Here is a 23,018-nt window from a genome sequence, read left to right as displayed (position 1 = left end):
CGATTCAGTTGGCTGATTTTATCGAGATTTCGGAAAGCTTGACGGTGCGGCCCTCGTGGATCGAGCGATAGCCGGCCTCGACCAGTGCCATTGTCTTGACGTTGTCGGCGACGGAGAGCGCCGGCGGCGCGCCTGTCTTCACCGCATGCTGCAATTGCTCCATCACGCCGATGAAGGCATGCGGGAACCACATCGTGTCCCAGCTCGGGCTGACCCATTCGCCGCCGGTCGTCTCGGTCGACGCGTAGGTCAGCGTCGAGGCAGCGCCTTTCGGCCAGCCGATCGTGCCTTTGGCGACACCCTTGGTGCCGTCGACGCGCCAGTTGATGTGCTGGTCGTCCAGATAGCCCTCCTGGCGCGGTCCGGACCAGACATCCTCCAGCGACACGGCGAGCACGCCGGAGGGAAAGCGCAGCGTCGAGACGGTGATGCCGTCGCTATGCTCGAATGTCGTGCGCGGGTCCTTGCGTGTCAGCGTGGTGATTTCCGAGGGATCGCCGAACAGGAAGCGCAGCACGTCGAGATGGTGCACGCTCATATTGGCGAGCGTCAGCCGGTCGTAATCCTGAAGGAAAGTCTGCCAGTGCGGGATGGCATGCATGTCGATCTGCGCGAAGACGATGTCGCCCAGCGCGCCGCTGTCGATGATCTGCTTCAGAACGCGCATCGACTGGTCGTAGCGCATGTTCTGGTTGACCGAGAGGATCTTGCCGGACTTTGATGCTTCGTCGCGCAGCTTCACGGCTTCATCGACCGACAGCGCCAGTGGCTTCTGCGCCAGGATCGCCTTGATGTGAGGCTGCTTCAGCGCATGGCGGATCAGCGCCGGCTGCTGGTCGGGCGGAAAGGCAAGGTCGACGATCTCGACCTCAGAATCCTCGATCAGCTGTTCCGGCGTGTCGTGCACGGTCGGGATGTCCCAACGCGTGGCGACCTTCTGCGCATTGGAACGGGTCCGCGAGGCGATCGCCATCACGTTGAACCCCGCTTCGCGATAGGCTGCCAGATGGCACTCGGCCATGATCATGCCGGCGCCGATGCAGCCGATACGGTATTCTTTCGTGCGGACCTTCACGTCCGGCTCGAAGCCTTCGCTCGCCATGTCTTCCTCCCGCAATTCTGTTTTCGCAGCCGCGATCATCTCGCCAACGCGCCTCCGTCCTGCCCGAAATAATGCACCCGGGCCGGCTCGCAGGATATCGCTACCGCCGCATCCGGCCTGATGTCGGGCTGGCCGCGCAGCAGCGCCTTCAGCCGCGCCTCTCCGGCGGCGAGCGTTACCACCGTGTAGCCGCCAAGCGGCTCGACCTCGAACACGCGTGCCGGGCGGCCAACGCCCCCGTCGACCCAGGGCCGGACCTTGATGTCCTCCGGCCTCAGCCCGATTTCGATCGCGTCGGCCGGAGCAGCGCGATCGTCGATGCTGACCGCGCCTTCGGCGGCCTCGATGCCACCGTCGCCGCGCACGGATTTGAGGATGTTCATGACAGGCGAACCAAGCAGTCGCGCCACATAGGTGTTCGCCGGGCGGTCGTAGATCTCGGACGGGGCGCCGATCTGCCGGATCCTGCCATTCTCCAGAATGGCGATGCGGTCGGCGATCGACATCGCCTCTTCCTGGTCATGGGTGACGTAGATCAGCGTCTTGCCGAGTTCGCGCTGGATGCGCTTGAGCTCGACGCGCGTTTCCTCGCGCAGCCGCGCATCGAGCGCAGAGATCGGGTCGTCCATCAGATAGGCGTTCGGGTCGCGCACCAGGGCGCGGGCTATGGCCACGCGCTGCCGCTCGCCACCGGAAAGCTGCGCCGGCGGCTTGTGCAGGATATGGCCGATGTGGAGCTTGGCGGCCACGTCGGCGACACGCTTCTCGATCTGGGCCTCGGCGACCTTGCGCTCGACCAGCGGGAAACGCACATTTTCGCGCGCGCTCATATGGGGGAACAGCGCCAGGTTCTGGAACACCATGGCGACATTGCGCTCGGCCGGCGAGACGGTGTTGACCGGTTTGCCGCCGATCAGGATCTCTCCGGCGTCAGGCGTCTCCAGCCCGAGCACCAGGCGCAGGATTGTCGATTTGCCCGACAGCGGCGGCCCGAAGAAGCAGAAGAATTCGTTGTCATTGACGGTGAACGACGCGTCGTCGACGGCGAGCGTCGTGCCGTAACGCTTGCTGACATTGCGAAAGACGATATCGGCCATGTCAACCTGCCTTCATCGCAATGCCGCTGCGGGCATCGAAGACACGCACGGACGATGCCACGGGGGCGACGACGGCAAGCTCGCCGATCGACAGTCCGACAGCATTGTCGAACACCGCCTTCACGGCGGTCTCGCCATCGCCGAGATGGACGATGGTCCTCGCGCCGATCCGCTCGACGAAGCTCACCGGCATGGCGAGGCCCTGCCCGCTCTGCACCAGCGACACCTGTTCGGGCCGGAAGCCGTAAAGCACCTCAGAGCGCGATCCGCGCAAGGTGGCGGCCAGCGCATCCGGCAGCGTCGGCGTGACCCCCAGTGGCCCGAGATCGACCACCAGGCCCAGGTCGCTCTCCGCCGGCCTTCCCTTCAGCAGGTTCATGCCCGGAGCGCCGATGAAGCGGGCGACGAAGACATTGGCTGGATTGTTGTAGACTTCCAGCGGCGTTCCCACCTGCTGCAGCACGCCGTGATCCATGACGGCAATGCGGTCGGCCATGGTCATGGCCTCGAGCTGGTCATGGGTGACGTAGACCATCGTCTGCCTGAACTGGCGCTGCAGCTGCTTGAGCTCGGTCCGCATTACCGCCCGGAAGGCGGCGTCGACATTGGACAGCGGCTCGTCGAGCAGGAAGATGGCCGGCTCCATGATCGCCGAGCGTCCGATTGCCACCCGCTGCAGGATGTTGACCGAGAGCCGGTCGGCCTTGCGGTCGAGCAGCGGCGTCAACTGCAGCAGCTCGGCGGTGGCGCCGACGCGGCGGTCGATCTCAGCTTTCGCCGCACCACGCATCCGCGGCCCATAGGCAAGGTTCTGGCGCACCGTCATATGGGTGAAGATGGCATAGTTCTGGAAAACGAAGCCGACGCCGCGGCGGCCCATGGGCACGCCGGCCATGTCGCGCTCGCCAAACAGGATCTTGCCGCTGGTCGGCTCCTCCATGCCGGCTATCATGTTCATCGTTGTCGACTTGCCGCAGCCCGAAGGCCCGAGCAGCGCCATGAACTCGCCATCGGCGATGTCGAGGTCCATGGTCTTCAGCGCCGTGAACTCGCCAAAGGTCTTGACCAGGTTGCGCAGCTGGATCGCACTCATGCCGGCACCAGCCTTGCGCGCGCCATGCGCTTCATGGCGAATACGGCAACGATCGAAAGCACGACCAGGATGGCCAGTGCGATCGCCGCCACATAGCCCCAGATCAGGTCCTGCGTCGTGACCTTGTAGATGTAGACGGAGATCGTCTCCGTGGCGACGCCGGGGCCGCCGCCGGTCATGATGTAGAGCGTGTCGAAGATCTTGAAGTTCTCGATGACACGGATCGCCAGCGCGATGATGATGATCGTCTTCATCTTCGGCAGCACGATGGTGACGAAGCGCTGCCACGGATTGGCGCCGAGCAGGGTCGCCGCCTTGATCTGGTCCTGCGGCACGCCGACCAGGCCGGCAAGCAGAATCAGGAACATCAGCGGCGTCCATTGCCAGATATCGGCGATGATCACCGCGATCAGCGCCAGTGTGGGGTCAGACAGCCAGGCGATGGTGACGCGGGAACCGCTGAGTGCCGACAGGATGTCGTTCAGCGGCCCGCCCGACTGGAACAGCATGAAGAACATGTAGCCGGCCACCGCTGGAACCACCATCATCGGCATCAGCAGGATCGAATAGAAGATCCGCTTGCCCGGAAAATCGTCCGCGAACAGCGTCGCCAATGCCAGGCCAAGCAGGAATTCGACGGGCACGCACACGACCATGACGATGGCCGTGCGCCTCAGCGCGCTCCAGAAGCGCGCATCGGCGGCAAGGTCGGTGTAGTTGGCGAAGCTGTTCCACATCTCCCATGCGTTCCACCAGCCGAGGCCGGAGAGCGGCGACCAGTCGGTGACGCTGATGTAGAGCTGCATCAGCAGCGGGAAGACGGAGATGAAGAGCACCAAAACCTGCGCCGGCAGCGTCAGCCGGAATCCCAGCCGCGCTCCCTCGTCCCGCAGCGCGGGCTTGCCAAGCGCGGCCTTTGCGTCCTTCGAGACAGTCACGGTCACCGCGCTCATTGCTTGAGCGCGCCGAACGTCAGGCCGCGCACCAGATGGCGCTGGATGGCAATGCCCATGATGACCGGCGGCACCGCGGCGATAAGACCGAGCGCGGCCTTGGCGCCATAGAGTTGACCGGTCATCGAGGAGGACAGCGAGGCCATGTAGACGGGGATCGTCACCCATTCGCGCGTCGTCAGGAGCAGCGCGATCAGATAGTCCGACCAGTTGAGGATGAAGACGAAGAGGGCGGCGCTGGCCAGCGGTGCGCGCATCATCGGCAGCGTGATGCGGGTGAAGACGCGCAGCCACGAACAACCTTCGACAAGCGCCGCTTCCTCGATCTCGCGCGGCATGTCGTCGAAGAAGGTCTTCATGAGCCAGAAAGCGAATGGCAGGGTGACGATGCCGTAGATCAGCGCCAGGCCAAACCAGCTGTCGGTGAAGTTCAGGAAGGCCCACATGATCATGACCGGGATCATCACCGCCATTGGCGGAAACAGCCTGAGCTGGATCAGCGCCAGCGGCAGGTTCTGGCCCGAGCCGAAACGCGACAGCCCGTAGGCCGCAGCCGTGCCCGCCGACATCGCGATCGCCGTGCCGAACACCGCCGACAGCAGCGACGACAGGATCGGCTTCAGCGCGGTGCGGTCGAGCGCCACGATCAGATTGTTGTTGGATTCACCGAAGACGAACTGGAAATTGCCGAGCGTCGGGTTCTTCGGCCACCATGTCAGGTCGGCGCCGGTCGCCGACCATTCGGCGATCGGCTTGAAGGCCATCGACACCATCCACAGGATCGGCACCAGCGTCACCGCCATCGCCGCGAAGATCGCGGCGTAGCGGAATATCTCGAAGGGGACGGAACGCTTCATCTGGCTGCTTTGCTGGTGGCGTTGACTGCGGCGGGGAGGAACAGATGCTCTTCCCCTCCAGCGCTGATCCAGGGAGACGGATCAGCTGATCGGGTCGAGAACAGTCGGCCAGGCCTCCTTGTTCGTCCTGATGGCTTCGAGCAATTTGTCCTCGCCGATGCGGCGGGCGATCTTCTTCCACTCCGCTTCCGTGTCGGCCATCGCCTGTTCCGCTGTCTTGGCTTTGGTCAGCGACGCCATCAGGTTTTCGTCCAATGCGTTGTGGAAGGCGGTGGCGCCGGGATAGTTGATCGTCGGCACCGTGCGGGCGACGGTCTCGCGCACCACGTCGATGTGGTAGGCGTGGTAGGTCTGGCGCACCAGCGGATCGGAGAAATCCGAGAGCCGGAACGGATCGAGATAGCCGCCCGGATTGGCGCTCATCCAGGCATAGATGCGGGCGGAGCCCAGCCACTGCAGCAAGAGGTAGGCGACCTCCTGGTTTTTCGACTGAGACGAGACCATGCCGGTCAGCGAGAACCACAGCACGGAACGGCTGATCAGCTTGCCGTCGACTTCGCGGCCGGGCGGCAGCATCGAGCCGATCTTGCCGGTGACGGCAGAATCCTTGTTGCCGGCATTGTCGAGGAATTTCGGCAGGTTCGAGAAGGCGCAGGTCATCGCCGCGCCGCCCTTGGCGAAATTTCCATACTGCTCCGGCCAGCCCCAGGAGATCGCGTCCGGCGAGTGATGAACCAGCGAGCCGACATATTCGTTGGTGGCGGCAATGCCGTGCTCGGAATTGATCAGCGGCTTGCCGTCGTCGCCGAACAGGAACTGGTTGGGCGATGCCATCGAGACATAGCGCTGATACCAGTTGGTGTAGCCCCAGCCCTGGTTGCGCAGGTCGGTGGAGCCGAACAGGCCCTTGTCGGGCCGCTGGAAGAAGCCCGCGATGTCACTGTGCTGCTTCCAGGTCTTCGGCGGCGCCAGATCGTAGCCGAATTTGTCCTTGAACGCCTTCTGCTCGGCGGCGTCGCCGAACAGGTCGCTGCGGTAGACCCAGGTCTGGAAGTCGCCGTCCAACGACACGCCATAGTTGGACCCGCGATATTTGTTGAGCAGCGACACGCCCTTGGCGCCGTCGACATAGCCGGTCTTGGGATCGTCCCATTCGGGCTTGTACTGGGCGACGAAGTCGTCGAGCTTGGCGATGCCGCCGGTCTCGGCGAGGTCGCCTAGCCGGTTCCATTCCGTCGAGTAGATGTCATAGGCCCCACCCTTGGTGGAGATGTCCTGCATCGTCTTGGTGAATTCCTGGCCGTTCGGCAGGCCGACGATCTCGATCTGGATGCCGGTTTCCTTTTCCCACAGCTCCTTGATCGACGGCGCACCCGCAGGGAAAGGCTGTGTGAGTTGGCCAATCGAGCCATCCGACAGGCCAAGTACGATCTTGGCCGGTGCCTTGCCAGCTCCCTTCAAGGCCTTGGCCGCCTCAACGGCACGGCCTTCCGGCGTGTCGGCGCCATATTGATAGCGCTCGGCGCCCTCGAAACCGGTGGGGCCGCCGACCATGCCTGGCGCCAGCGCGTCGGCCGCAAGGGCACGGCCGGGACGGATGAATTGCGGGGCGATACCTGCCGCGGCTACGAACACCGCCGCCTTTCCTCCGGACGCCAGCAATCGGCGTCGCGATATGCGGATCAGATCAGACATTGGAATTCCTCCCTCAGGGCCAATGTTTCCTCCACGAGCCCATTGAGGGATATTGACGGCAGCACCGGAAGGCTGTCAACATCATAAATACTCAAAATACATCGTAACACCGCAACCGCGGAGAAAATACGTCATGCAAAGGTCGACACACGGGCTCAATGCCTCGATGATGGGAAATCTGCCTATCTGGCACGCGACTATCACGCCGGGCGACGCGATTTAGCCCAACCTCCTTGCGCATCGGCTAAGGCTCGATACATCATTTCCCATCAGAATCGCTGATGGCTGGCAGCTGTGGCCGTCGGACGGGCTAGCGGCATTGTGCGATCTGACGCATTGAGGAGATGAAGACGGTGCGTTCCACCTTGACTGACATAGCCCGGGAAGCCGGCGTTTCCGCCGCCACCGTCGACCGCGTGCTGAACAACAGGCCCGGTGTGCGGGCGCGCACGCGTGAGATAGTGCTCGAAATGGCGCATCGCCTCGGCTACATCGCGGAGGGCCCGAACGGAGCGCCGCCCAGGCCCTCACCTGGAGAGGTCATCCGTCTCGACTTCGCTCTGCCGGCCGGCACCAATTCCTTCATCAAGATGCTGCATCGACACATCGAGGCGCAGGCCCTAGCGCGCCCCGATCTCGACGTCCACATCGCCACCATAGAGGGCTTCAACCCCGACCGGCTCGCCCGCCTGCTGCAAGAATTGCGTGGACAGACACAAGGCGTCGGCGTGATCGCGCTGGATCATCCAACGGTGCGCGAGGCGATCCGCTCGCTGTCAGCCAATGACGTCAAGGTGGTGACCATCGCCTCCGACATCCTGCATGTTCCGAGAGTGGCCTATATCGGCATCGACAACCGCGCCGCGGGGCGGCTGGCCGGCTATCTGCTCAACCGCTTCATGGGATCGGAACGCCCAAGCAAGGTGGCGCTGTTTGCCGGCTCGCTGTCCTATCGCGGCCATGAGGAACGCGAGATGGGATTCCGGCACATCTTGACCGAGGAGTCGCCCAATCTCAAGATCGTCGAGATGCGCGAAATGCTGGATGACCGAGAGAAGGCTTATTCAGAAGCATCAGCGCTTCTGGACCGGCACCCCGATCTTGCCGCGATCTACAATGTCGGCGCCGGCAACACCGGCATCGCTCGGGCGCTCAAGGAGCGTGGACGCGCCAAAGACATTCTCTTTCTCGGCCACGAGGTGACAGACGGCACCAAGGAACTTTTGTTGGATGGGACGCTCGATGCGGTCATAGATCAAAATCCGCGCGTCGAGGCGCGGGAAGCGCTCAACATTTTAAGCCACTCTGTCAGGCACCTGAACTATGAACCGCATCAACCACGACTTCAGGTGATCTTCAAAGAGAATATACCTGAAATCTGATCAATGGATCCGTGATCTTATCGCAAAGCACAGCGTTGGCGTCGCCACCGGTCCCAAATACGAACGAGAGCCCGAATGATCTCGTCAAAGCCGCCGATCTGGCACTATTCCGTGCGAAGTCGGAGGGCCGAGATCGGGTCGTGGTTGATGGTGCATGAGAAGGCCGTCGCCCGTTGCAACTCGGTCAGCCTTTCCGAACCTAAAAAGACCAAGTCCACTCATAGCACCGAAGTCGCGAACGATTGGGGCGAAGAGGGTTCTGGATGCCGGCACGAAGCCGACGAATGGCATACGCCCGACCGTCCGCGACGATCACCTGAAGCATCGCCCCGGCCCCAGGCGCACGAGCAGATATGTCGCAGGCAACCTCGTGTGTTATACACGCACGCTGAGTTTTTGGGTCGGACACGAGATCGATGGACCAGGAAACGCTTCTTGCCGCAGTCCTCTTAGCTGATGTCGTGGGCAGCACGCCACTCTATGAGCGGATCGGAGACGATGCCGCTCTACAGCAGGTCTCGGATTGCCTGGACACGATGCGCGAGATCGTCGCCAAGCACGGTGGTGATTTCATTTACTCGAAGGGCGATGACATACTCAGCCTCTTCGAGAGCCCGGAAATGGCGCTGAGGGCCGTCTGCCAAATCAGCCACCAACTGACTAAAGGTCCGTTAAGCGCCCGTATCGGATTGCATTTCGGGGCGGTCATTCGCGCGCGGGGCGCGATATTCGGTGACGTTGTCAATGTCACAGCAAGGTTGTCCACCACGGCGAACCCCGGAGAGGTGCTGATCAGCCAGAGCTTCTGCGAAGCCCTTTCCCCGAGAAGCCGCAAGGGCCTGCGGCTCCTCGACAAAATGGCATTGAAGGGGAAGCAAGAGTTCTTCGATGTCTATACCCTGTGGAGCGACGATGGGGCCCCCGGTACGCAGATCACCAGCCATGGCGCCACTACAGATAGACGCTCGGTCCTGCCGCGGCAGATTCATCTGGTCATCCGCTACAGAGATCAGCTGCGATCCTGTCGAAACGGCGAATCCGTGACAATCGGCAGATCGGCGGAATGCGACATCATCGTCGAGCGGCCCTGGGTATCGAGGCGCCACGCCGCCTTCACCATATTGAATGGCAGAGCTCGGCTTCTCGAACGAAGCTCTTCGGGCACGTTTGTGTCCATGGGACTGGGCCATGAAGTATTCGTACGCCGTGAAGATATTATCCTCTTCGGCTCCGGCGCCATCTCGCCTGGAGTGAAGTCGGCACTCGACGAAGCCCAGCTTCTTCACTACGAAATTGTCTCGGATTGACCCGGCCCGGATACTAGCTCGACCGGTTTCGAGCTGGTTCGCTGGCGCCTCAATGTCGCGCCGTACTCTTTGACAGCCATTGGAATCGACCGTTCACAAATGTGCCAAGGCCAATCCAGGAACGTCTGCTCTCGAAGTTGAACTGCGAAGAGCTGACTTCCGTTTCCCTCGCTGAGTTCGACGGAGCCGCGGCCGGTGCATCCCCCTCGCAGGATGCGGAGTTCTACCTGCTCCGAGGCCACATTCTGCAGGTGGATGGTTTCGGCAGCAAGCTGGCCCGCTCGATCGATGACGCGCTAGGTCTTGCCGCGAAAAGGCCGGTGCGTGGGAATTGTGCTGGACTGTCGGCCAGACAATGAGCTGGCGACGGGAGCGGCCGGCTGAAGCGGGATGCCCGGACCAATTCCCTGCCCTGTGTCGCCTTGATATCCCCAGGCGCTGAAGGTCAGCACAGGCTGTTGCAGCCCGGGTCGACGAACGCTTCATCAGACCATTTGCGCCGCAATAGCTCCTCGACCACCTGCGAAGGCTCGCGATTGGGCTACCGTCACGAAATTGGCGCAGAAGCGCAGACCACTGACATATCGCGACGTCGAGATGGAGCTCGATACCACCGTGTTTGCAGCACCGGGGAAAATTCCTCTTGGGCCGATCGAGTTCAAGTTGCTGCGCCACATGGCTCGAGAATCCTGAAAGGTGATCAGCCGTGATGAATTCATCGCAGCTGGCTGGTCGCAGAAAGCCAGTGTGAGCGCCCAGGTGGTCGACGTTCACATGAGCCAGTCGCGAAAGTTGTTGAAGCAGTCGTCGCAGAGTTGCCATTCGCACCGTGCGGCTTGCCGGCTATTCTCTCGGGACACTGCGGGCTGACAATCTCGGCGGTTGGGTTCAGAAAGGTCGCTGCGTGACGCCGCAAGGGGACCAACGCGATGGGAAAGGTCTTGGCAGCTAGGGGACTTAACGCCACCGACATTGCAGCCGTGGCGCTGCTCTAATCGAGAGAAAGTCTGGGCGTATAGAACAAGCGACATGAGCATGTCGGATTGTTTGCATTCAAACAACCTTTGCGACGCTATCCGTGCCTTCGCCTTGCTGGTGCCGGAGGAAATCATGACGTCGCCCGACAATTCGGTCGAACTCGTTCGCGACAAGAAGTGGACGGTCCGCGTCACCGCCTACGGCAGCACCCTGACGTTTCCGTTCGAAGCAGAAAGCTATGCACGTTCTTATGCCGATGGTCAGGCATTCCGTCTCGGCGTTCAGGTGGCGGAACTGAAGCGATGCGGCTGACACTTTGTCGACGCGTTGGCGGATAGCCTGCATCGCGATCGGAACGAATAAGTCGCTGATTGCAGCCTCGCGATTTTTCCATCAAATCCCGCCTGCAATCTTGACAGCAACTCGGCAAAATCCCTCGCCGACTAGTGTTGTCATATGAGCTGGAGCTTTCCTCGCCGCCGGTGGTAGGCGGGATACGCTGCCGGGAAAGCCCTCTTTTCGCATAGACGCGAACCTTGTGCTTTTCCATCTCAAGGCTGATTGGCGGCTGGATGCGCGCGCCGTCTTTCATATTCTGCCATCGGCCCGCGCGGAGCGTGGAATCAACGGCGGGGAAGCGGATGATGTTTCCTGTTTGCGCTCGCGTAGCGCAAGAAACGCTGCGAAGAGCATGATAGCCATGCCGATGATGTCGATCAGGCTAACCTCCTCGCCGTAGGTGATGATGCCAAGCACGACGGCAATCACGGGTGAGACGAAGGCAAATGCTCCGGCGCGCGAGGCGCCGATTTCGTGCAGGAGCCGGATAAAGAGTGTGTAGCCTATGAACGAACCAAACAGCACGAGGAACAGCCACCCGGCCCAGGCCGGCCAGCCCCAATCGCCTTTCAGAGCCGCGGCCGCGCCTGGCTCCACAACGAGTGAGATGAGAATTAGGAATGCGCCCCCGAAAAGGGTGGTGAAGCCGGCGATGAAGTCCGATGAATATACCTCAAGAAGCGGCCGCGCGAGCACCGAACCCCATGCATAGATTACAGCTGCCGACGCCACCGCTGTCATCGCCAGCAGCCGGAGCCCCCTGCCCTGCTGGTCTGCGTGTGTCCAACTAGCATAGGCTTCGGGCCCGAACAGGACGCACAGACCGGCCGCACCGAGCAAAATCGCAAAGAGCCTGCGGCCGTCATAGCGTTCGTCCCCCAGAAGCAACGCAAACCCAAGCAGCGTGACGGGGGTCAGCGAAAGCTCAAGAACAGCCGCGGTGCCCGTATCGATGTAGAGCATGCCCCAAAAGAGTGGGCCATAGCAAATCGGAATCATGAACAACGTAACAACGAAAAGGCGCGGCCAACTCCTTTTCGCCACCCGTGGTAGAGCAGCGCCCCTTAGGCGCGTCGCACTGAGGATCAGCAAGCCGGCTACTGTAAAACGCGTGCCTGCGAACATCAGAGGCGGCACGGTGGCGATCCCTGCCTTGATACCGATCCACGTGGTGCCCCAGATCACACATAAAACCAAAAATGTCGCTGTGTTGCGGTTCATCGGAAGCAGCCTTCGCTGGGCGTTGTTGGTTCGTCGTAACGGCCAAAAGACGTTTATTTCGTTACAACGGCCTCTTGCCAATACGGTTCCGCCAACCGATGTTTCCGGGGATGGATTGTGCGAAGACTATCGTCGACATGCGCATGGTTGGCGGTCACGCCTGCCTGGACTTCGTCAACACGGTCGACGCGCGACGCGATGTATGGGGGCCAGACCTCTTGCAGACCTATGCCGACCTGGTCGTCTGGGCTGGACGTGCCGATTTGATCGACGTCGATGAGGCGCGAGCACTGCTCGCGGAGGCTTCCGCCCGCCCGCTCCTTGCGGAGGCGGCATTGGAAAAGGCCAAGATTTTGCGCGAGGCCGTTTACGCGGCTCTCCAGGCCGAGGCGGCAGGCGCCCGGGTGCCGGACGATGCCTTGCAAATCGTGCGCGATGCAGTCGCCCTAGCCCTGCCGAAGCGCTCGCTTTTCCCGTCCGGCGACCGCCTCGCTTGGCAGTGGACCGACGCAGCCAGTCTGAACACGATCGGCCACCGCGTGGCCTTTGAGACAGCCGAGTTTTTGGTGTCCAGGAATGACCGCCGCCGCGTGCGCGAGTGCACCGGGCCGAACTGCGGTTGGCTTTTCATCGACACCTCGCGTGGCGGGCGCAGGCGGTGGTGCTCGGATGAGAGCTGCGGCACACGCAGCCGGGTAAGGCGCTTCAGGGCAAAAACCGCAGGGAACATGGCTCCCAACAGCAAGAATTAGTATCTGACGCCAGGCTTGGATGACCAACGCAGCATAGTTGGCTTCACGTTATCCCTGTCGCTGTTTGTCCAACGAAGCTGGTCTCGCGAGCGACTGTGGCCAAGACTGTGGAGAACACAGCCGGCGCGGCAAGCCATCATCGCGTTCCAGAGCGGGTTGCTTCGGGGCCGCCTACCTCGCCACGCTTCGATCGGTCGATCTGCTCAAACTTGACGGGAACTCCGGTAGCGTTACGGCGTTTTTCTCAGTCCGAAACAAACAAGGATAGGTGCCATGGACTGGAACCGTGTCGAAGGCAATTGGAAGCAGGTAAAGGGCAAGGTCAAGGAACAGTGGGGCAAACTCACAGACGATGATCTGGACCGTATTGCCGGTAACCGCGATCAGTTGGAAGGCAAGATTCAGGAGCGCTACGGCATTGAGAAGGACCGCGCTCAGCGCGACATCGATGACTGGTACGGCCGGCAAGGCTGGTAGGTCGCCGGTTCCAAACTGAACTTGAAAAAGGGCTCCGAGAGGTACGGCGCCCTTTTTTGCCGCGCTTCCTGTCGCCTTTTCGTCTCACGACAATAGCGCTCACCGAGAGACGTGGAACCGCCAAAGGTGCCCGTCGTTATCTGGTTCTCGAAATTACATTGGGGGATTAGTTGGACAGAGACGACGCCTCAGCGATCGCAACTGGAGTTAGTGGGCTCGACTACATTCTTCGTGGCGGCTACGCCAGGAACCGCTCCCATCTTATCGAAGGGAAACCAGGTTCTGGAAAAACCACTCTTGGCCTCCAGTTTTTGATCGAGGGCGCCAAGAAAGGCGAGACATGCCTTTACATCACTTTGTCAGAAAGCAAGCGCGAACTGCTCTCGGTTGCTGGCCGTCACGGCTGGGACCTGAAGGGGGTGCAAATTCTTGAACTTGTGCCGCCAGAGCTCAGTTTCGATCCGGCGCAGCTACAGACATTGATCCATTCCTCGGAATTGGAACTCGGCGAAACCGTGCAGTCTGCCATGGCCGAGATCGGACGCGTCAGACCCGATCGCGTGGTGTTCGATTCGCTCTCTGAAATTCGACTTTTATCGCAAGGGTCATTGCGGTATCGGCGCCAGGTGTTGGCATTGAAGAGCTTCTTCATGCTCAACAATGTGACGGTGCTTATGCTCGACGACCTGACCGCTGAGCAGGATGACCTCAATTTGCATTCGATCAGTCACGGCGTCATACGGATGGAGCAGCTGTCGCCCGTCTATGGTGGAGAGCGCCGGCGGCTACGCGTGATCAAAATGCGTGGCGTGCAGATCCGGGGCGGCTTTCACGATTTCGTAATTCGCCCAGGCGGCGTTATCGCCTATCCGAGGCTCGTTGCAGCCGAGCATGAGGTGGCCGAGCATGATACGCCGGCCATGAGCAACAACCGGATCGACACCCTGCTTGGCGGCGGGCTGGCCCGTGGTACCAGCACGATGCTGATGGGGCCGTCTGGCGTTGGCAAGTCTACCATTGCCTGCACCTATTGCTATGCCGCACTCGAGCGTGGCGAGCGTGTGCTGGTGCTGTTGTTTGACGAGACAAGGCGCATTTTCTTGGCGCGCGCCGCCGGGCTCGGCATGCACCTGGAGCCGTTTGCCGAGGACGGCACGCTGATGCTTGAATCTGTCAATCCGGCTGAGCTTTCACCAGGCGAATTGTCTTCGCGCATCCAAGCGGCCGTCGAAGAATCCAATGTGCGGATCGTCGTGATCGACAGCCTAACTGGCTATCTCAATGCCATGTCCGAAGAACAACATCTGGTGCTTCAGATGCACGAGATCCTCACCTATCTCAATCAGAAGGCAGTGGCGACGATCCTGCTGTTGGCCAATCACGGGCTGTTTGGGCAAACGGCAGCGCCGGTCGACATGACCTATCTCTGCGATTCCATCATGCTTCTGCGCTTCTTCGAGAACGCAGGTCAGTTGAGACGCGCGATTTCGGTTGTCAAGAAACGTGTCGGCCCCCACGAAGAGACGATTCGTGAGTTTAAAATCGGCGGTAACGGCGTGGCCGTAGGTGAGCCACTGGAACAATTCCGCGGCATCCTGATGGGATCTCCGGAATTTGAAGGCAAGCCGACAGACCTTCTGAGGGATAAGGCGCTGTGATGTCGTCCAGCCCCGCCGTTCTCGTGCTGGCGCCGCTTGGCCGTGACGCGAGGATCGCGGCCTCCATCCTGGCTACAAACCAGATTGCCTCGCGTGTGTGCGGCAGCTTGGAAGAGGCAGTGCCGCTTCTCGACGAGGCTCAGTGCCTTGTCGTGGCCGAGGAGGCCCTGCTCAGTTCCGATCGAACGCAGTTTGCGGCCTGGCTTGAAGCCCAACCCGCATGGTCGGATTTTCCGATCGTGCTTCTGACGATGCGGGGGAACGAAGTCGACACGCGGATGGCATTTCTGGACCGCTATCTGATCGTGCTTGAACGGCCATTTCTGGCTTCGAGCCTCGCCAACTCGGTGCGCTCCGCCTTGCGTGCCCGCGCCCGCCAGCGTGAGGTCCAGTCCTACATCGAACAGAAGCGGGAGGTCGCCGATCGGCAGAAATTGCTCATCCGCGAGCTGCATCACCGCGTCAAGAACACGCTGGCCAACGTTCGCGCCATGATGGGCGCGACGGCCAGGTCGAGCGGCAACATCGACGATTTCGTACGCGATTTTTCAGCAAGGCTCGTTTCCCTGGCCGAGACCCATTCGATGCTTACCGACGATTATTGGCAGACTGCCTCCCTGCACAAGCTGATCGAAAGCGAGCTTGACCACTATGAGACGCGCGACAGGCCGCGTATCGTTCTGGAAGGCCCGAACGTAGCGCTAGTCGCCGACATTGCGATCCCCGTTGGGATGGCTTTCCACGAACTGGCCTCCAATTCGTCGAAGTTTGGCGCGCTTTCGCAAACGGGAGGCCGCCTTGATGTCCGCTGGTCGTTAGGCGGGTCCGGCGACACACAGATCGTCAATCTTGACTGGCGGGAACGAGATGGGCCGAAAGTCGAGCAGCCCAGTCGCCGCGGGTTTGGCACGACACTTCTGGAAAAAGTCGTGACCGTGCAATGCAACGCCAAGATCGAATTGAACTACCATCGTGACGGCTTGCAGTTCACCATGGCCTTGCCGTTGCAAAACACGCGCCTTGTGCCGGCCTACTGAGCGGCAACGGAGAGGCAGGCTGGGCACCGCGATCGGCATTAACTGAGCGTCACTCGGCAGGCTGGTCTAGCGCTTTAGCCAAAACATCAGTTCCGAAAAAGACCGCCTCTATATCTCCCATATGCCTCTGCAACATTGCGAGAGCTCCGGCGTGGTCTATGCGGCCGACCTTGGTGATGAAGTCGAACTCGTGCCGCGGCGCTGTGACCCGGGTCATGCGTCCTAGACGAAACTTTGGGCTCCCGGAGCGCAGCTTTGTCGCCTTCGTGGTCACCCCCCGCCATTTTGATCACGATCCTCGTTGATAGCCCGGATGCGCATCTGAATCATCTGCGACCCGTCGGGGTTCCGACTGGCGTCGTAAAAAACCAAGAGGCCCGCAGGCAGGCTCGATCGACGGTCAGCTATCCCGAACAGCAAACGAAATCACCCTCGCCTTTGGCCAACCAACTTTCGCCAGATCACCTTCGCAATGCCTGCGGCCCCAGTACGGTCAGACAGCCCGCGCCTCTGGCGGCCGAAGTGAGGCGCCGGGAACATACAACGTCGGTCGTTGTTTCTCTGATCAGGAGGAAAGATAATGGCAGACGATAAGAGCAAGCGTGATTTTCGAGATCGCAATCGTGTATCAGTCGATGAAGATTATGAGGTTCGCTATTTCGCCAAACAGCATCGTATCACGCCAGAACAGGTCCGCGAGCTAATCAGAGAACACGGCAACGACCGGAAGAGGCTCGAACGCGAGGCAAGAAAACGGGCTGATATCGGCTGATGGTCGCGACGCATCACGCGGCTTTTCGACGAGCGGGTCTGAAAGGCTGCGCGAGCGTGAAAACGTCTGGCCGGATGCCCGCCTCGACTTGCTTCCATGTGACCGGGTGGGCAATTGGGAAGCCGGGCCGCGCTCGCGGGGAAAAAGCGCCTATTGCGGTATTGCCCCGTCCGTTGCGGAGATAGTCGAGAAAGATCCGGCCTCCTCGGGCTGCGGGGTCAGCTGACAACAGGTATCGGTCAGGATCGGTATCAACCAGACGGTGGGCGAGCGACTTGGCCAGTTTCCGGGCGCTGTCATGGGTCATCTTCGCAACGAGCGGGGCCATCAAGTGGATGCCTTTGCCGCCAGTGACCTTTGGCCAGCTCTCCAAGCCTGCCGCTTCCAAGATGCCCCGTAGCGCCAGCGTGGCCTCGATCACAGCGTCCCATGGCACGCCTTCTCCGGGATCGAGGTCGAGGACGAGCCGGTCCGCATGTTCGATGTCTTCAATCGTCGCGTTCCAAGGATGAAGCTCAACGGCATCCATCTCGACCAAGCCAAGCAGACCATCCATGTCATCTATCCATACCCGAATGCCTTCGCCGCCTTCGCGCTTTTGAACGCGGAGCTGGTGCACGGACGCCGGTATCCGAGGTAGCGGTCCCTTGTGATAGAAGGTTGCGCCAGAGGCGTGGCGGACCAGCTTCAGCGGTCGCCGAACCAGATGAACTAGAACTTGATCAGCGACCCGCCGCCAATAGTCTGCCAGCTCTTCCTTGGAAGGTGCAACCGCATCGGGTAGCAGCTGGAGAATGTTCTCGCGCGGGACGCCGTGTTGTCCTTCCGACCTCCGCTTGGAGGGCGATGGAGGCTTGGGCGGGATTGCCTTAAGATCCTCGCGTAGTCCCTTGAAGACCGCCTCCCGCAAGATGCCGCGGTCAGACACGCCACTGAATTGTACCTCGGCAAGAACGTCTGGTTTGACCCATGTCGCCTTGGGCTTCTTGATCGGCTCCGACAGCGGTGACTTGGCGACAACAAGCGGATTAAGCCGCTCCCTAACGCGCCGGGCTGCGTCCAGCGTATAGCCGGTCTGGGCCTTCCCGGCATAAAGCAGCCGGTCGCCCTCTCGCCTGCCGATGTACAACGATGCGATGCGGCGCGGCTGCGCGCCAAGTTTCTCGACGAAAGCCACGATTGGAAAAGTGTCGCTCTTGACACATTTGACCTTGACCCAACTGGTCTGGACGCCCGAGCGGTAGTGAGCATCCGCTCGCTTCGATACGATTCCCTCTATGCCCATCCGGCAGGCATGGTCGAGCATATCCTTGCCGTTCACCTCCAGATGCTCGGCATAAGTCAGGGTTGGCTCGGTTTCGGTCAGCAGCTTCTTCAGCGCAGCCTTGCGCTTCACTAACGGTTGTTCCCGTAGATCACGGCCATCGAGGTACAGGAGGTCGAAAGCGTAGAGAGTCATCCGCAGCGAACTTGGGTTGCCCAGCTCACGTTCCAGGGCTTGATAGTCCGGCAGGCCGGTGTCGCCCAGGACGACAGCTTCACCATCGATGATAGCGGATTTGACCGGCAGGCTTGCCGCGGCCTGAACAATCCTCTTGTAACGGTGGGACCAATCGTAGCCGCGACGCGTGAATGCTCGCGCCTTTCCGCCTTCAACGACCAGCTGCGTCCTGTAGCCGTCATATTTGATCTCGTGAAGCCAATCTCCGCCTTCGGGAGCTTTCTCGACCAGTGTGGGCGATTGGAACTCGATGAACGAAAGCCGGTCAATGGCACTGGTCATATGCTCGCGACTCCAGGAATCGCGACTCAAGCCCCAGCGCCCCTGTCGGTTCCGAGCCTTTTAGAAGAATTGCATCGCGACGATTGGTTATCCGCCTCACTTGTTGATGTGGCGGCGCAGCAGAGTGATGTTGCGATTGTTCGCCTTAAAATAGACGTCGAAGATCGAGCCGAGAATTGGGACACTTCCTACGAGCGTATCCAGCAGCACGTTGCCTAGCATGCGGGCGACCAACCCATTTCCGGCACCGACGTTTCGAGCTCGCAAGACGATGTAGGCCGAGACAATGCCCGTCGCCGCATCTCCGAGTACGGGGACCAGACCTACGAGCGCATCCAGTCCAAAACGAATTGATGTGCCTGGAATGCGCCAGCGGGAATCGAGTAGCGCGGCCAATAGATCCAACTCGGCAAGTACGTTTGCTGTATCACCACCGTGACCGCCCTGCCCGATCATGCCAACTCGCGCGCCAGTACGATTTGGTATCTCTCCCTGATGGATAGCCGTCACCTTAGATATCGCTTTGACCGCCTGAATTCGCTTGCGTCCTGTGCGATGGCACGTCGTCGAGCAAGGTCGTCTCACCGGAGCTTTTCGGCGCCTCAACGGGCAATTCACCAGTAGGCGTCATTTTGCTGACGGCCTCAGGCAAATCTCGCGTGATCCGGCTTATGAGCTCCTCGCGCGAAAGGCCGGTCTGCATCGAGAGGGAAGTCAGGGTGTCTTCGTCTATGGCTGCTTCCACATCGCTCGGCTGGATCGGCTCGTTCGGCCCGGTGCCTACCCACGAATCGACCTTCGATCCGGCGCCTGCCCCTCTGAACCGGTCGAGAATATCGCCAAGCGCGGTCCCCGAAACGCCTTTTGAAAGCTGATCCAGAATCCCGCCTTGCGGATCATTTGGGTTGCGATCACCCGCTCCACGGATCATGTCGCCGATCTTGTCGCGATTTTGGTATGCCAAGACGCCGAGCATCGCGATCGCCAATTTTCCCAGGTTAGCCATTGGTACCTCCACTGTTCAATGGACAAGGGCTCAACATCACAAAAGTTCCGACTGGCGACGATCTAATTGAATAAGGGCTGGCGTATCGACACAGACGTGAGCGGTGCTGCCTAACCGGCTTGTTTCCGTTTACGGTGCGGCTTCGGCCTCGCAGACGTTGATCGTGCAAAGCTCGTTGCCTGCCTGATCGCGCATGCGCACTAACCATCCGGTCATATCGTCATCGCCCAGATCAGCCAACAGGCCAATTACGCAACGGATCGCTTCGGCGCGAGCGGCCTCAAAACTTGGCGTCTCGGCAGGCGGAACCTAGCGAGCCTGGTCGCCGTCGCGATAGTACAACGTATAAGCGAGATGGATTCCACGCGCTGCCTTAGAGTATGGAACTACCACCCTCATCTTTGACGGGGGTTTGGCCAAACAGCGAACATCGGCTAGGCCTAAGACGATCGATCGAGGTCGACTCGCGCGACGGCGTAGGCGCCAAGCGAGATGCTTTGATCATCCAGCGGTCTTGCGGAACTTTCCATGAAGTCGGGATCGGTTGCCGCCCGCTCGAACTGCTCGGCGCCGAGAAGAGCAATGCGGGCGCTGCTCGGCAAATCCGAAAGCCGCACAGATTGCGTCTTGGCGGTAAGGTTAGCGACCCACAGGGTCACGCGGCGATCTTTTTCAGCCGCGATCGTGGCGACGCCGTCAGCGCCGGAAGTTCCTACGGACAGCAAGGTGGCTCCGCCGAGCTTTGAGAGACCAGCCAAGACATGGAAAGCGGGATAGACCGTTGGGCCATCCTGCTGATCATACCATGGCTGCACGAAATCAGCCTTCCTATGGATTTGGCCAAAGGGGCCGGCGAAGTCACCGAACGCGACGGCCTCGATTCCTTCGCGAGCGCAGGCCGCGAAATATCCGACAGTCCAAGCCGCATTGAACAGCCCGCGCTGACGAGGATCAATGCGCGATAGACAGACGCGAGCGTTCGCTTCATTCGGCGCAGTGGATTTTCCGTATGGGTTCTCACGGCAGCCGAGCTGGATGGGACCGATACGCAGTGGCAAGCGTTCCCCCATGAAAGCATGCGCGGAGCGGATTAGATGGGGGATTGCCTGAAGTGTCTCCATCACCGAGACATCATCTGCGGCGTGCACGCTTGGACAGGTGGTGAAGGTCACGTAGTCGAGCGCTTCGGCTGGCGGACGCTTGCGGTTGAGTTCGGTGAAGTAAGCGGCCATGCCGCCGCCCAGCGCGATGCCCGGGAAAGCCCGGCGAGCGGCGGAGTAGCTTTCGTGGAAGCTGGGCATAGTCGGCCACGGTGCTCCCGGCTGTACGGATGTCATGTCCTGCGCCGGAAAGACGGAGACAGCTTCTAGTTTGAGGCCGAGTGAGTGGACAGCATCCGCGACCGGCGCCAATTCGCCGAATGGATCGCGCGTGCCCTTGGTGATAATCTCGAGGACCACTCCAGCGCCGGTCAGCCGTGCGAGCGCGGCGTAGCTTTCTAGTTCGTCCTGGCCGTGTGCGATCCGGAGATCGACTTGGCAGACCATCCACTGAGGAGCCATTCGTCGTAGGAGCTCGGGGGTTTCGAGCGCGTGCTTTGCCTCGTCGGCGGCGACGCCGACGCCAGTGCGGGGCACTCGGCCGACCGGTCCGCCGATCGTCAGGTTGATGAGTGGATTGCGATTTTCAGACGTCCCGGCAGGGAGCGTTCCTGACACGTGAAGCCGGACGGCCTGCGTGAATTTCTGGCCCTTGGGCAGTCTGTAAGGCCACGGGCGACGCAGAGGGCGGACATATGTTTTATACGAGGCGTCAGACCAATTGCGTTGGTCCTCCATCTCAAAGGCATCACCCTCCATGGTGCATGTCGCCCAGATCCCAGGCGCGATCTCGTGCGACAACGCCCGGATGTCGGTGAACGGACATTTTGGATCGATGTGGTCCGGAAAGAACGATAGCTCGTCGTGACCATCCTCATGCAGCACCTTTATCGGCTTGCCGGCGAAGCCCTCGATCGGATGAAGGACGACGAAGCCGGTCCGATTCGTCAAAACGTCAGTCTCGGGCTCTGCCTCCGCCACAAACGACAGCGCACCATCGCCACTGCCTGAGACGCGCGCCCGGTAAATCAGGCGGCCGGATGTTGCGGCACATGTTGCACGGTATGCAATGGCGAACGCATCCGGCCTCTCGTCGATCCGGAGATCATCGAGAACGGTGGTACATGTTCCCCAGTTTTCGTCCCGTACAAGAAACGAGATTCCGCGCAAGATCTCGATCGTCCCGACGTGGATGTAACGCAACGCCCCATTGTCGAACGCGACCGACAAGGATCCGGCGCGCAGTGTGCGCAGCGGTGCCTCGAGCTCTTCGGTGCCACACAAGCGGACTGCCAGGGAAGCTGCCGAGGTCAAATTGCGCGCTCCGTCGTGGCGTCGAAGATCGAGGCCCGGTTCATGTTGATGTCGATCGCAAGCTTCTCGCCCGGACGGCTGACATCGTGCGCCTGCAGCTCAGCCATCACCGGCGCGCCGGCCAGTCGGAATGTCGCGTAACTGCGCGAGCCGGTCGGCTGCAGCAGGTCGATCGTTGCCTCATAGCGAAACGTGCCCTGCTCCGGCGTTGCAGTGTGCGCACGAGTGAGGTGTTCTGGCCTCAACCCGAGCAGCACCTGCTGTCCGTCCGCGACGCCCTTCAGCCCCCTGCCGCGCGCTAAAGGCAGCAGTGCATCCGCGAGCCGGATGGCAGCGGCGCCTGCGTCCAAGGCAAGGGTACCTGGCAGGAAGCTCATCCGCGGCGAACCCAGGAACCCAGCGACGAACGTTGAGGCCGGGTGCTCGAACAACTCGAGTGGCGCGCCCTGCTGCTCTATCAACCCGTCGCGCATCAGCACGATGCGGTCAGCCAACGTCATCGCTTCGATCTGGTCATGGGTGACGTAGATCATCGTTGTCGCAATGTCCTGGTGAAGGCGTTTGATTTCGCCGCGCATTTCGTCGCGAAGCTGTGCGTCGAGGTTGGACAGCGGCTCGTCGAACAAAAAGATGCGGGGGTTGCGGACTATGGCGCGGCCGATGGCGACGCGCTGGCGCTGGCCGCCGGATAATTGGCGCGGAAAACGCCCCAGCAAGGGGGTGATGCCAAGCATGCGTGCCGCCTCGGCCACGCGCACCTCGACCTCTGGCTTCGGCATCTTGCGAGCCTTGAGGCCAAAGCCAATGTTCTTGGCCACGCTCATATGCGGATAGAGCGCATAATCTTGAAACACCATTGCCACGTCGCGATCGCGCGGCCGGAAATCATTAACCACCTCGCCGCCAATCTCGATCGTGCCTTGTGAGCTCTCCTCCAGTCCTGCGATGGTCCTCAGCAGAGTGCTCTTGCCGCAACCGGAGGGCCCAACCAGGACCGTGAACTCGCCGTCGCGGATGTGGAGGTCAATGCCGCGCACGGCATGGAATGCGCCGTAGCGCTTGTGCAAGCCGGTAATTCTGACTTCGGCCATGCCT

Annotated in this window: 21 protein-coding genes and 1 pseudogene; 9 read left to right on the top strand and 13 right to left on the bottom strand. The window is 60.9% G+C overall.

The features are described 5' to 3' along the window. Positions 1-4: 4 nt before the first annotated feature. The 6 genes from NKI32_RS08395 to NKI32_RS08370 all read right to left on the bottom strand — a co-directional run bounded on the left by NKI32_RS08395 (position 5) and on the right by NKI32_RS08370 (position 6,797). Positions 5-1,102, bottom strand: a complete 1,098-nt coding sequence (locus NKI32_RS08395) for a Gfo/Idh/MocA family protein (protein ID WP_352511322.1) — start codon at positions 1,100-1,102, stop codon at positions 5-7. Positions 1,103-1,137: 35 nt separating this feature from the next. Then, a complete protein-coding gene (locus NKI32_RS08390; RefSeq protein WP_352511323.1) occupies positions 1,138-2,199 on the bottom strand; it encodes an ABC transporter ATP-binding protein in 1,062 nt (353 codons plus the stop codon). 1 nt (position 2,200) lies between these two features. Next, positions 2,201-3,292: an ABC transporter ATP-binding protein gene (locus NKI32_RS08385; protein WP_352511324.1), complete on the bottom strand. Its 1,092-nt coding sequence runs from the start codon at positions 3,290-3,292 to the stop codon at positions 2,201-2,203. Beyond that, a complete protein-coding gene (locus NKI32_RS08380; protein WP_023834197.1) occupies positions 3,289-4,245 on the bottom strand; it encodes a carbohydrate ABC transporter permease in 957 nt (318 codons plus the stop codon). The genes NKI32_RS08385 and NKI32_RS08380 overlap by 4 nt, the downstream gene beginning before the upstream one ends. Next, entirely contained in the window at positions 4,242-5,102 is an 861-nt protein-coding gene (locus NKI32_RS08375) for a carbohydrate ABC transporter permease (protein ID WP_352511325.1), read from the bottom strand. The genes NKI32_RS08380 and NKI32_RS08375 overlap by 4 nt, the downstream gene beginning before the upstream one ends. Before the next feature lie 81 nt (positions 5,103-5,183). After that, complete coding sequence (locus tag NKI32_RS08370) at positions 5,184-6,797, bottom strand: extracellular solute-binding protein (RefSeq protein WP_353002498.1); 1,614 nt, start codon at positions 6,795-6,797, stop codon at positions 5,184-5,186. A gap of 353 nt (positions 6,798-7,150) precedes the next feature. On the opposite strand from NKI32_RS08370, the gene NKI32_RS08365 reads away from it, so the two are divergent. The 4 genes from NKI32_RS08365 (at position 7,151) to NKI32_RS08350 (ending at position 10,776) form a co-directional block, all read left to right on the top strand. Continuing rightward, the gene (locus tag NKI32_RS08365) at positions 7,151-8,179 is read left to right on the top strand and encodes a LacI family DNA-binding transcriptional regulator (RefSeq protein ID WP_023689433.1); all 1,029 of its coding nucleotides are present in this window, start codon (positions 7,151-7,153) and stop codon (positions 8,177-8,179) included. Positions 8,180-8,595: 416 nt separating this feature from the next. Beyond that, positions 8,596-9,486 (top strand): adenylate/guanylate cyclase domain-containing protein, encoded by an 891-nt coding sequence (locus NKI32_RS08360; RefSeq protein WP_353002497.1) that lies wholly within the window; start codon positions 8,596-8,598, stop codon positions 9,484-9,486. A 696-nt stretch (positions 9,487-10,182) separates the two neighbouring features. Beyond that, positions 10,183-10,356 (top strand): winged helix-turn-helix domain-containing protein, encoded by a 174-nt coding sequence (locus tag NKI32_RS08355; protein ID WP_084014410.1) that lies wholly within the window; start codon positions 10,183-10,185, stop codon positions 10,354-10,356. A 159-nt stretch (positions 10,357-10,515) separates the two neighbouring features. Continuing rightward, the gene (locus NKI32_RS08350) at positions 10,516-10,776 is read left to right on the top strand and encodes a hypothetical protein (protein ID WP_353002496.1); all 261 of its coding nucleotides are present in this window, start codon (positions 10,516-10,518) and stop codon (positions 10,774-10,776) included. A 276-nt stretch (positions 10,777-11,052) separates the two neighbouring features. On the opposite strand, the gene NKI32_RS08345 is transcribed toward NKI32_RS08350, so the two are convergent. Continuing rightward, positions 11,053-12,024 carry a DMT family transporter gene (locus tag NKI32_RS08345; protein ID WP_353002495.1) on the bottom strand — a complete coding sequence of 324 codons (972 nt, stop codon included), beginning with the start codon at positions 12,022-12,024 and terminating at the stop codon, positions 11,053-11,055. Between the two features lie 137 nt (positions 12,025-12,161). On the opposite strand from NKI32_RS08345, the gene NKI32_RS08340 reads away from it, so the two are divergent. The 5 genes from NKI32_RS08340 to NKI32_RS08320 all read left to right on the top strand — a co-directional run bounded on the left by NKI32_RS08340 (position 12,162) and on the right by NKI32_RS08320 (position 16,720). Next, a complete protein-coding gene (locus NKI32_RS08340; protein ID WP_352650110.1) occupies positions 12,162-12,776 on the top strand; it encodes a CGNR zinc finger domain-containing protein in 615 nt (204 codons plus the stop codon). A 273-nt stretch (positions 12,777-13,049) separates the two neighbouring features. Beyond that, the gene (locus NKI32_RS08335; protein WP_023682266.1) at positions 13,050-13,253 is read left to right on the top strand and encodes a CsbD family protein; all 204 of its coding nucleotides are present in this window, start codon (positions 13,050-13,052) and stop codon (positions 13,251-13,253) included. Positions 13,254-13,423: 170 nt separating this feature from the next. Continuing rightward, entirely contained in the window at positions 13,424-14,911 is a 1,488-nt protein-coding gene (locus NKI32_RS08330; RefSeq protein ID WP_352625255.1) for an ATPase domain-containing protein, read from the top strand. After that, on the top strand, positions 14,911-15,948 hold the full coding sequence (locus tag NKI32_RS08325) for a sensor histidine kinase (RefSeq protein ID WP_353002494.1): 1,038 nt from the start codon (positions 14,911-14,913) through the stop codon (positions 15,946-15,948). The genes NKI32_RS08330 and NKI32_RS08325 overlap by 1 nt, the downstream gene beginning before the upstream one ends. A gap of 580 nt (positions 15,949-16,528) precedes the next feature. After that, complete coding sequence (locus NKI32_RS08320) at positions 16,529-16,720, top strand: DUF3606 domain-containing protein (RefSeq protein ID WP_023715431.1); 192 nt, start codon at positions 16,529-16,531, stop codon at positions 16,718-16,720. Between the two features lie 13 nt (positions 16,721-16,733). Here NKI32_RS08320 and ligD read toward each other — a convergent pair whose 3' ends face one another. The 6 genes and pseudogenes from ligD to NKI32_RS08295 all read right to left on the bottom strand — a co-directional run bounded on the left by ligD (position 16,734) and on the right by NKI32_RS08295 (position 23,014). After that, on the bottom strand, positions 16,734-18,503 hold the full coding sequence (gene ligD / locus NKI32_RS08315; protein ID WP_352625259.1) for a DNA ligase D: 1,770 nt from the start codon (positions 18,501-18,503) through the stop codon (positions 16,734-16,736). A gap of 96 nt (positions 18,504-18,599) precedes the next feature. Beyond that, a complete protein-coding gene (locus NKI32_RS08310) occupies positions 18,600-18,959 on the bottom strand; it encodes a DUF4112 domain-containing protein (protein WP_032911339.1) in 360 nt (119 codons plus the stop codon). Between the two features lie 55 nt (positions 18,960-19,014). Continuing rightward, entirely contained in the window at positions 19,015-19,509 is a 495-nt protein-coding gene (locus NKI32_RS08305; protein WP_352625261.1) for a YidB family protein, read from the bottom strand. Positions 19,510-19,638: 129 nt separating this feature from the next. Further along, positions 19,639-19,794: pseudogene (locus NKI32_RS31545) on the bottom strand (DUF6894 family protein); the annotation flags it as partial. 155 nt (positions 19,795-19,949) lie between these two features. After that, positions 19,950-21,923 carry a D-apionate lactonase family protein gene (locus NKI32_RS08300; protein ID WP_352625263.1) on the bottom strand — a complete coding sequence of 658 codons (1,974 nt, stop codon included), beginning with the start codon at positions 21,921-21,923 and terminating at the stop codon, positions 19,950-19,952. Continuing rightward, the gene (locus NKI32_RS08295) at positions 21,920-23,014 is read right to left on the bottom strand and encodes an ABC transporter ATP-binding protein (RefSeq protein WP_352625265.1); all 1,095 of its coding nucleotides are present in this window, start codon (positions 23,012-23,014) and stop codon (positions 21,920-21,922) included. The genes NKI32_RS08300 and NKI32_RS08295 overlap by 4 nt, the downstream gene beginning before the upstream one ends. Between the last annotated feature and the right edge of the window lie 4 nt (positions 23,015-23,018).

Source organism: Mesorhizobium sp. M0761, assembly GCF_040320205.1.
In the GTDB taxonomy this organism is placed as follows: Bacteria; Pseudomonadota; Alphaproteobacteria; order Rhizobiales; family Rhizobiaceae; genus Mesorhizobium.
The sequence above is the reverse complement of the archived record's forward strand: the minus strand, read 5'-3'. Positions and strand labels throughout refer to the sequence as shown.

Bases quoted from the DNA above. Each gene is read 5' to 3' on its own strand.
- NKI32_RS08395 (WP_352511322.1), bottom strand. From the start codon at position 1,102: ATGGCGAGCGAAGGCTTCGAGCCGGACGTGAAGGTCCGCACGAAAGAA.
- NKI32_RS08390 (WP_352511323.1), bottom strand. From the start codon at position 2,199: ATGGCCGATATCGTCTTTCGCAATGTCAGCAAGCGTTACGGCACGACG.
- NKI32_RS08385 (WP_352511324.1), bottom strand. From the start codon at position 3,292: ATGAGTGCGATCCAGCTGCGCAACCTGGTCAAGACCTTTGGCGAGTTC.
- NKI32_RS08380 (WP_023834197.1), bottom strand. From the start codon at position 4,245: ATGAGCGCGGTGACCGTGACTGTCTCGAAGGACGCAAAGGCCGCGCTT.
- NKI32_RS08375 (WP_352511325.1), bottom strand. From the start codon at position 5,102: ATGAAGCGTTCCGTCCCCTTCGAGATATTCCGCTACGCCGCGATCTTC.
- NKI32_RS08370 (WP_353002498.1), bottom strand. From the start codon at position 6,797: ATGTCTGATCTGATCCGCATATCGCGACGCCGATTGCTGGCGTCCGGA.
- NKI32_RS08360 (WP_353002497.1), top strand. From the start codon at position 8,596: ATGGACCAGGAAACGCTTCTTGCCGCAGTCCTCTTAGCTGATGTCGTG.
- NKI32_RS08350 (WP_353002496.1), top strand. From the start codon at position 10,516: ATGAGCATGTCGGATTGTTTGCATTCAAACAACCTTTGCGACGCTATC.
- NKI32_RS08345 (WP_353002495.1), bottom strand. From the start codon at position 12,024: ATGAACCGCAACACAGCGACATTTTTGGTTTTATGTGTGATCTGGGGC.
- NKI32_RS08340 (WP_352650110.1), top strand. From the start codon at position 12,162: ATGCGCATGGTTGGCGGTCACGCCTGCCTGGACTTCGTCAACACGGTC.
- NKI32_RS08335 (WP_023682266.1), top strand. From the start codon at position 13,050: ATGGACTGGAACCGTGTCGAAGGCAATTGGAAGCAGGTAAAGGGCAAG.
- NKI32_RS08325 (WP_353002494.1), top strand. From the start codon at position 14,911: ATGTCGTCCAGCCCCGCCGTTCTCGTGCTGGCGCCGCTTGGCCGTGAC.
- NKI32_RS08320 (WP_023715431.1), top strand. From the start codon at position 16,529: ATGGCAGACGATAAGAGCAAGCGTGATTTTCGAGATCGCAATCGTGTA.
- ligD (WP_352625259.1), bottom strand. From the start codon at position 18,503: ATGACCAGTGCCATTGACCGGCTTTCGTTCATCGAGTTCCAATCGCCC.
- NKI32_RS08310 (WP_032911339.1), bottom strand. From the start codon at position 18,959: ATGATCGGGCAGGGCGGTCACGGTGGTGATACAGCAAACGTACTTGCC.
- NKI32_RS08305 (WP_352625261.1), bottom strand. From the start codon at position 19,509: ATGGCTAACCTGGGAAAATTGGCGATCGCGATGCTCGGCGTCTTGGCA.
- NKI32_RS08295 (WP_352625265.1), bottom strand. From the start codon at position 23,014: ATGGCCGAAGTCAGAATTACCGGCTTGCACAAGCGCTACGGCGCATTC.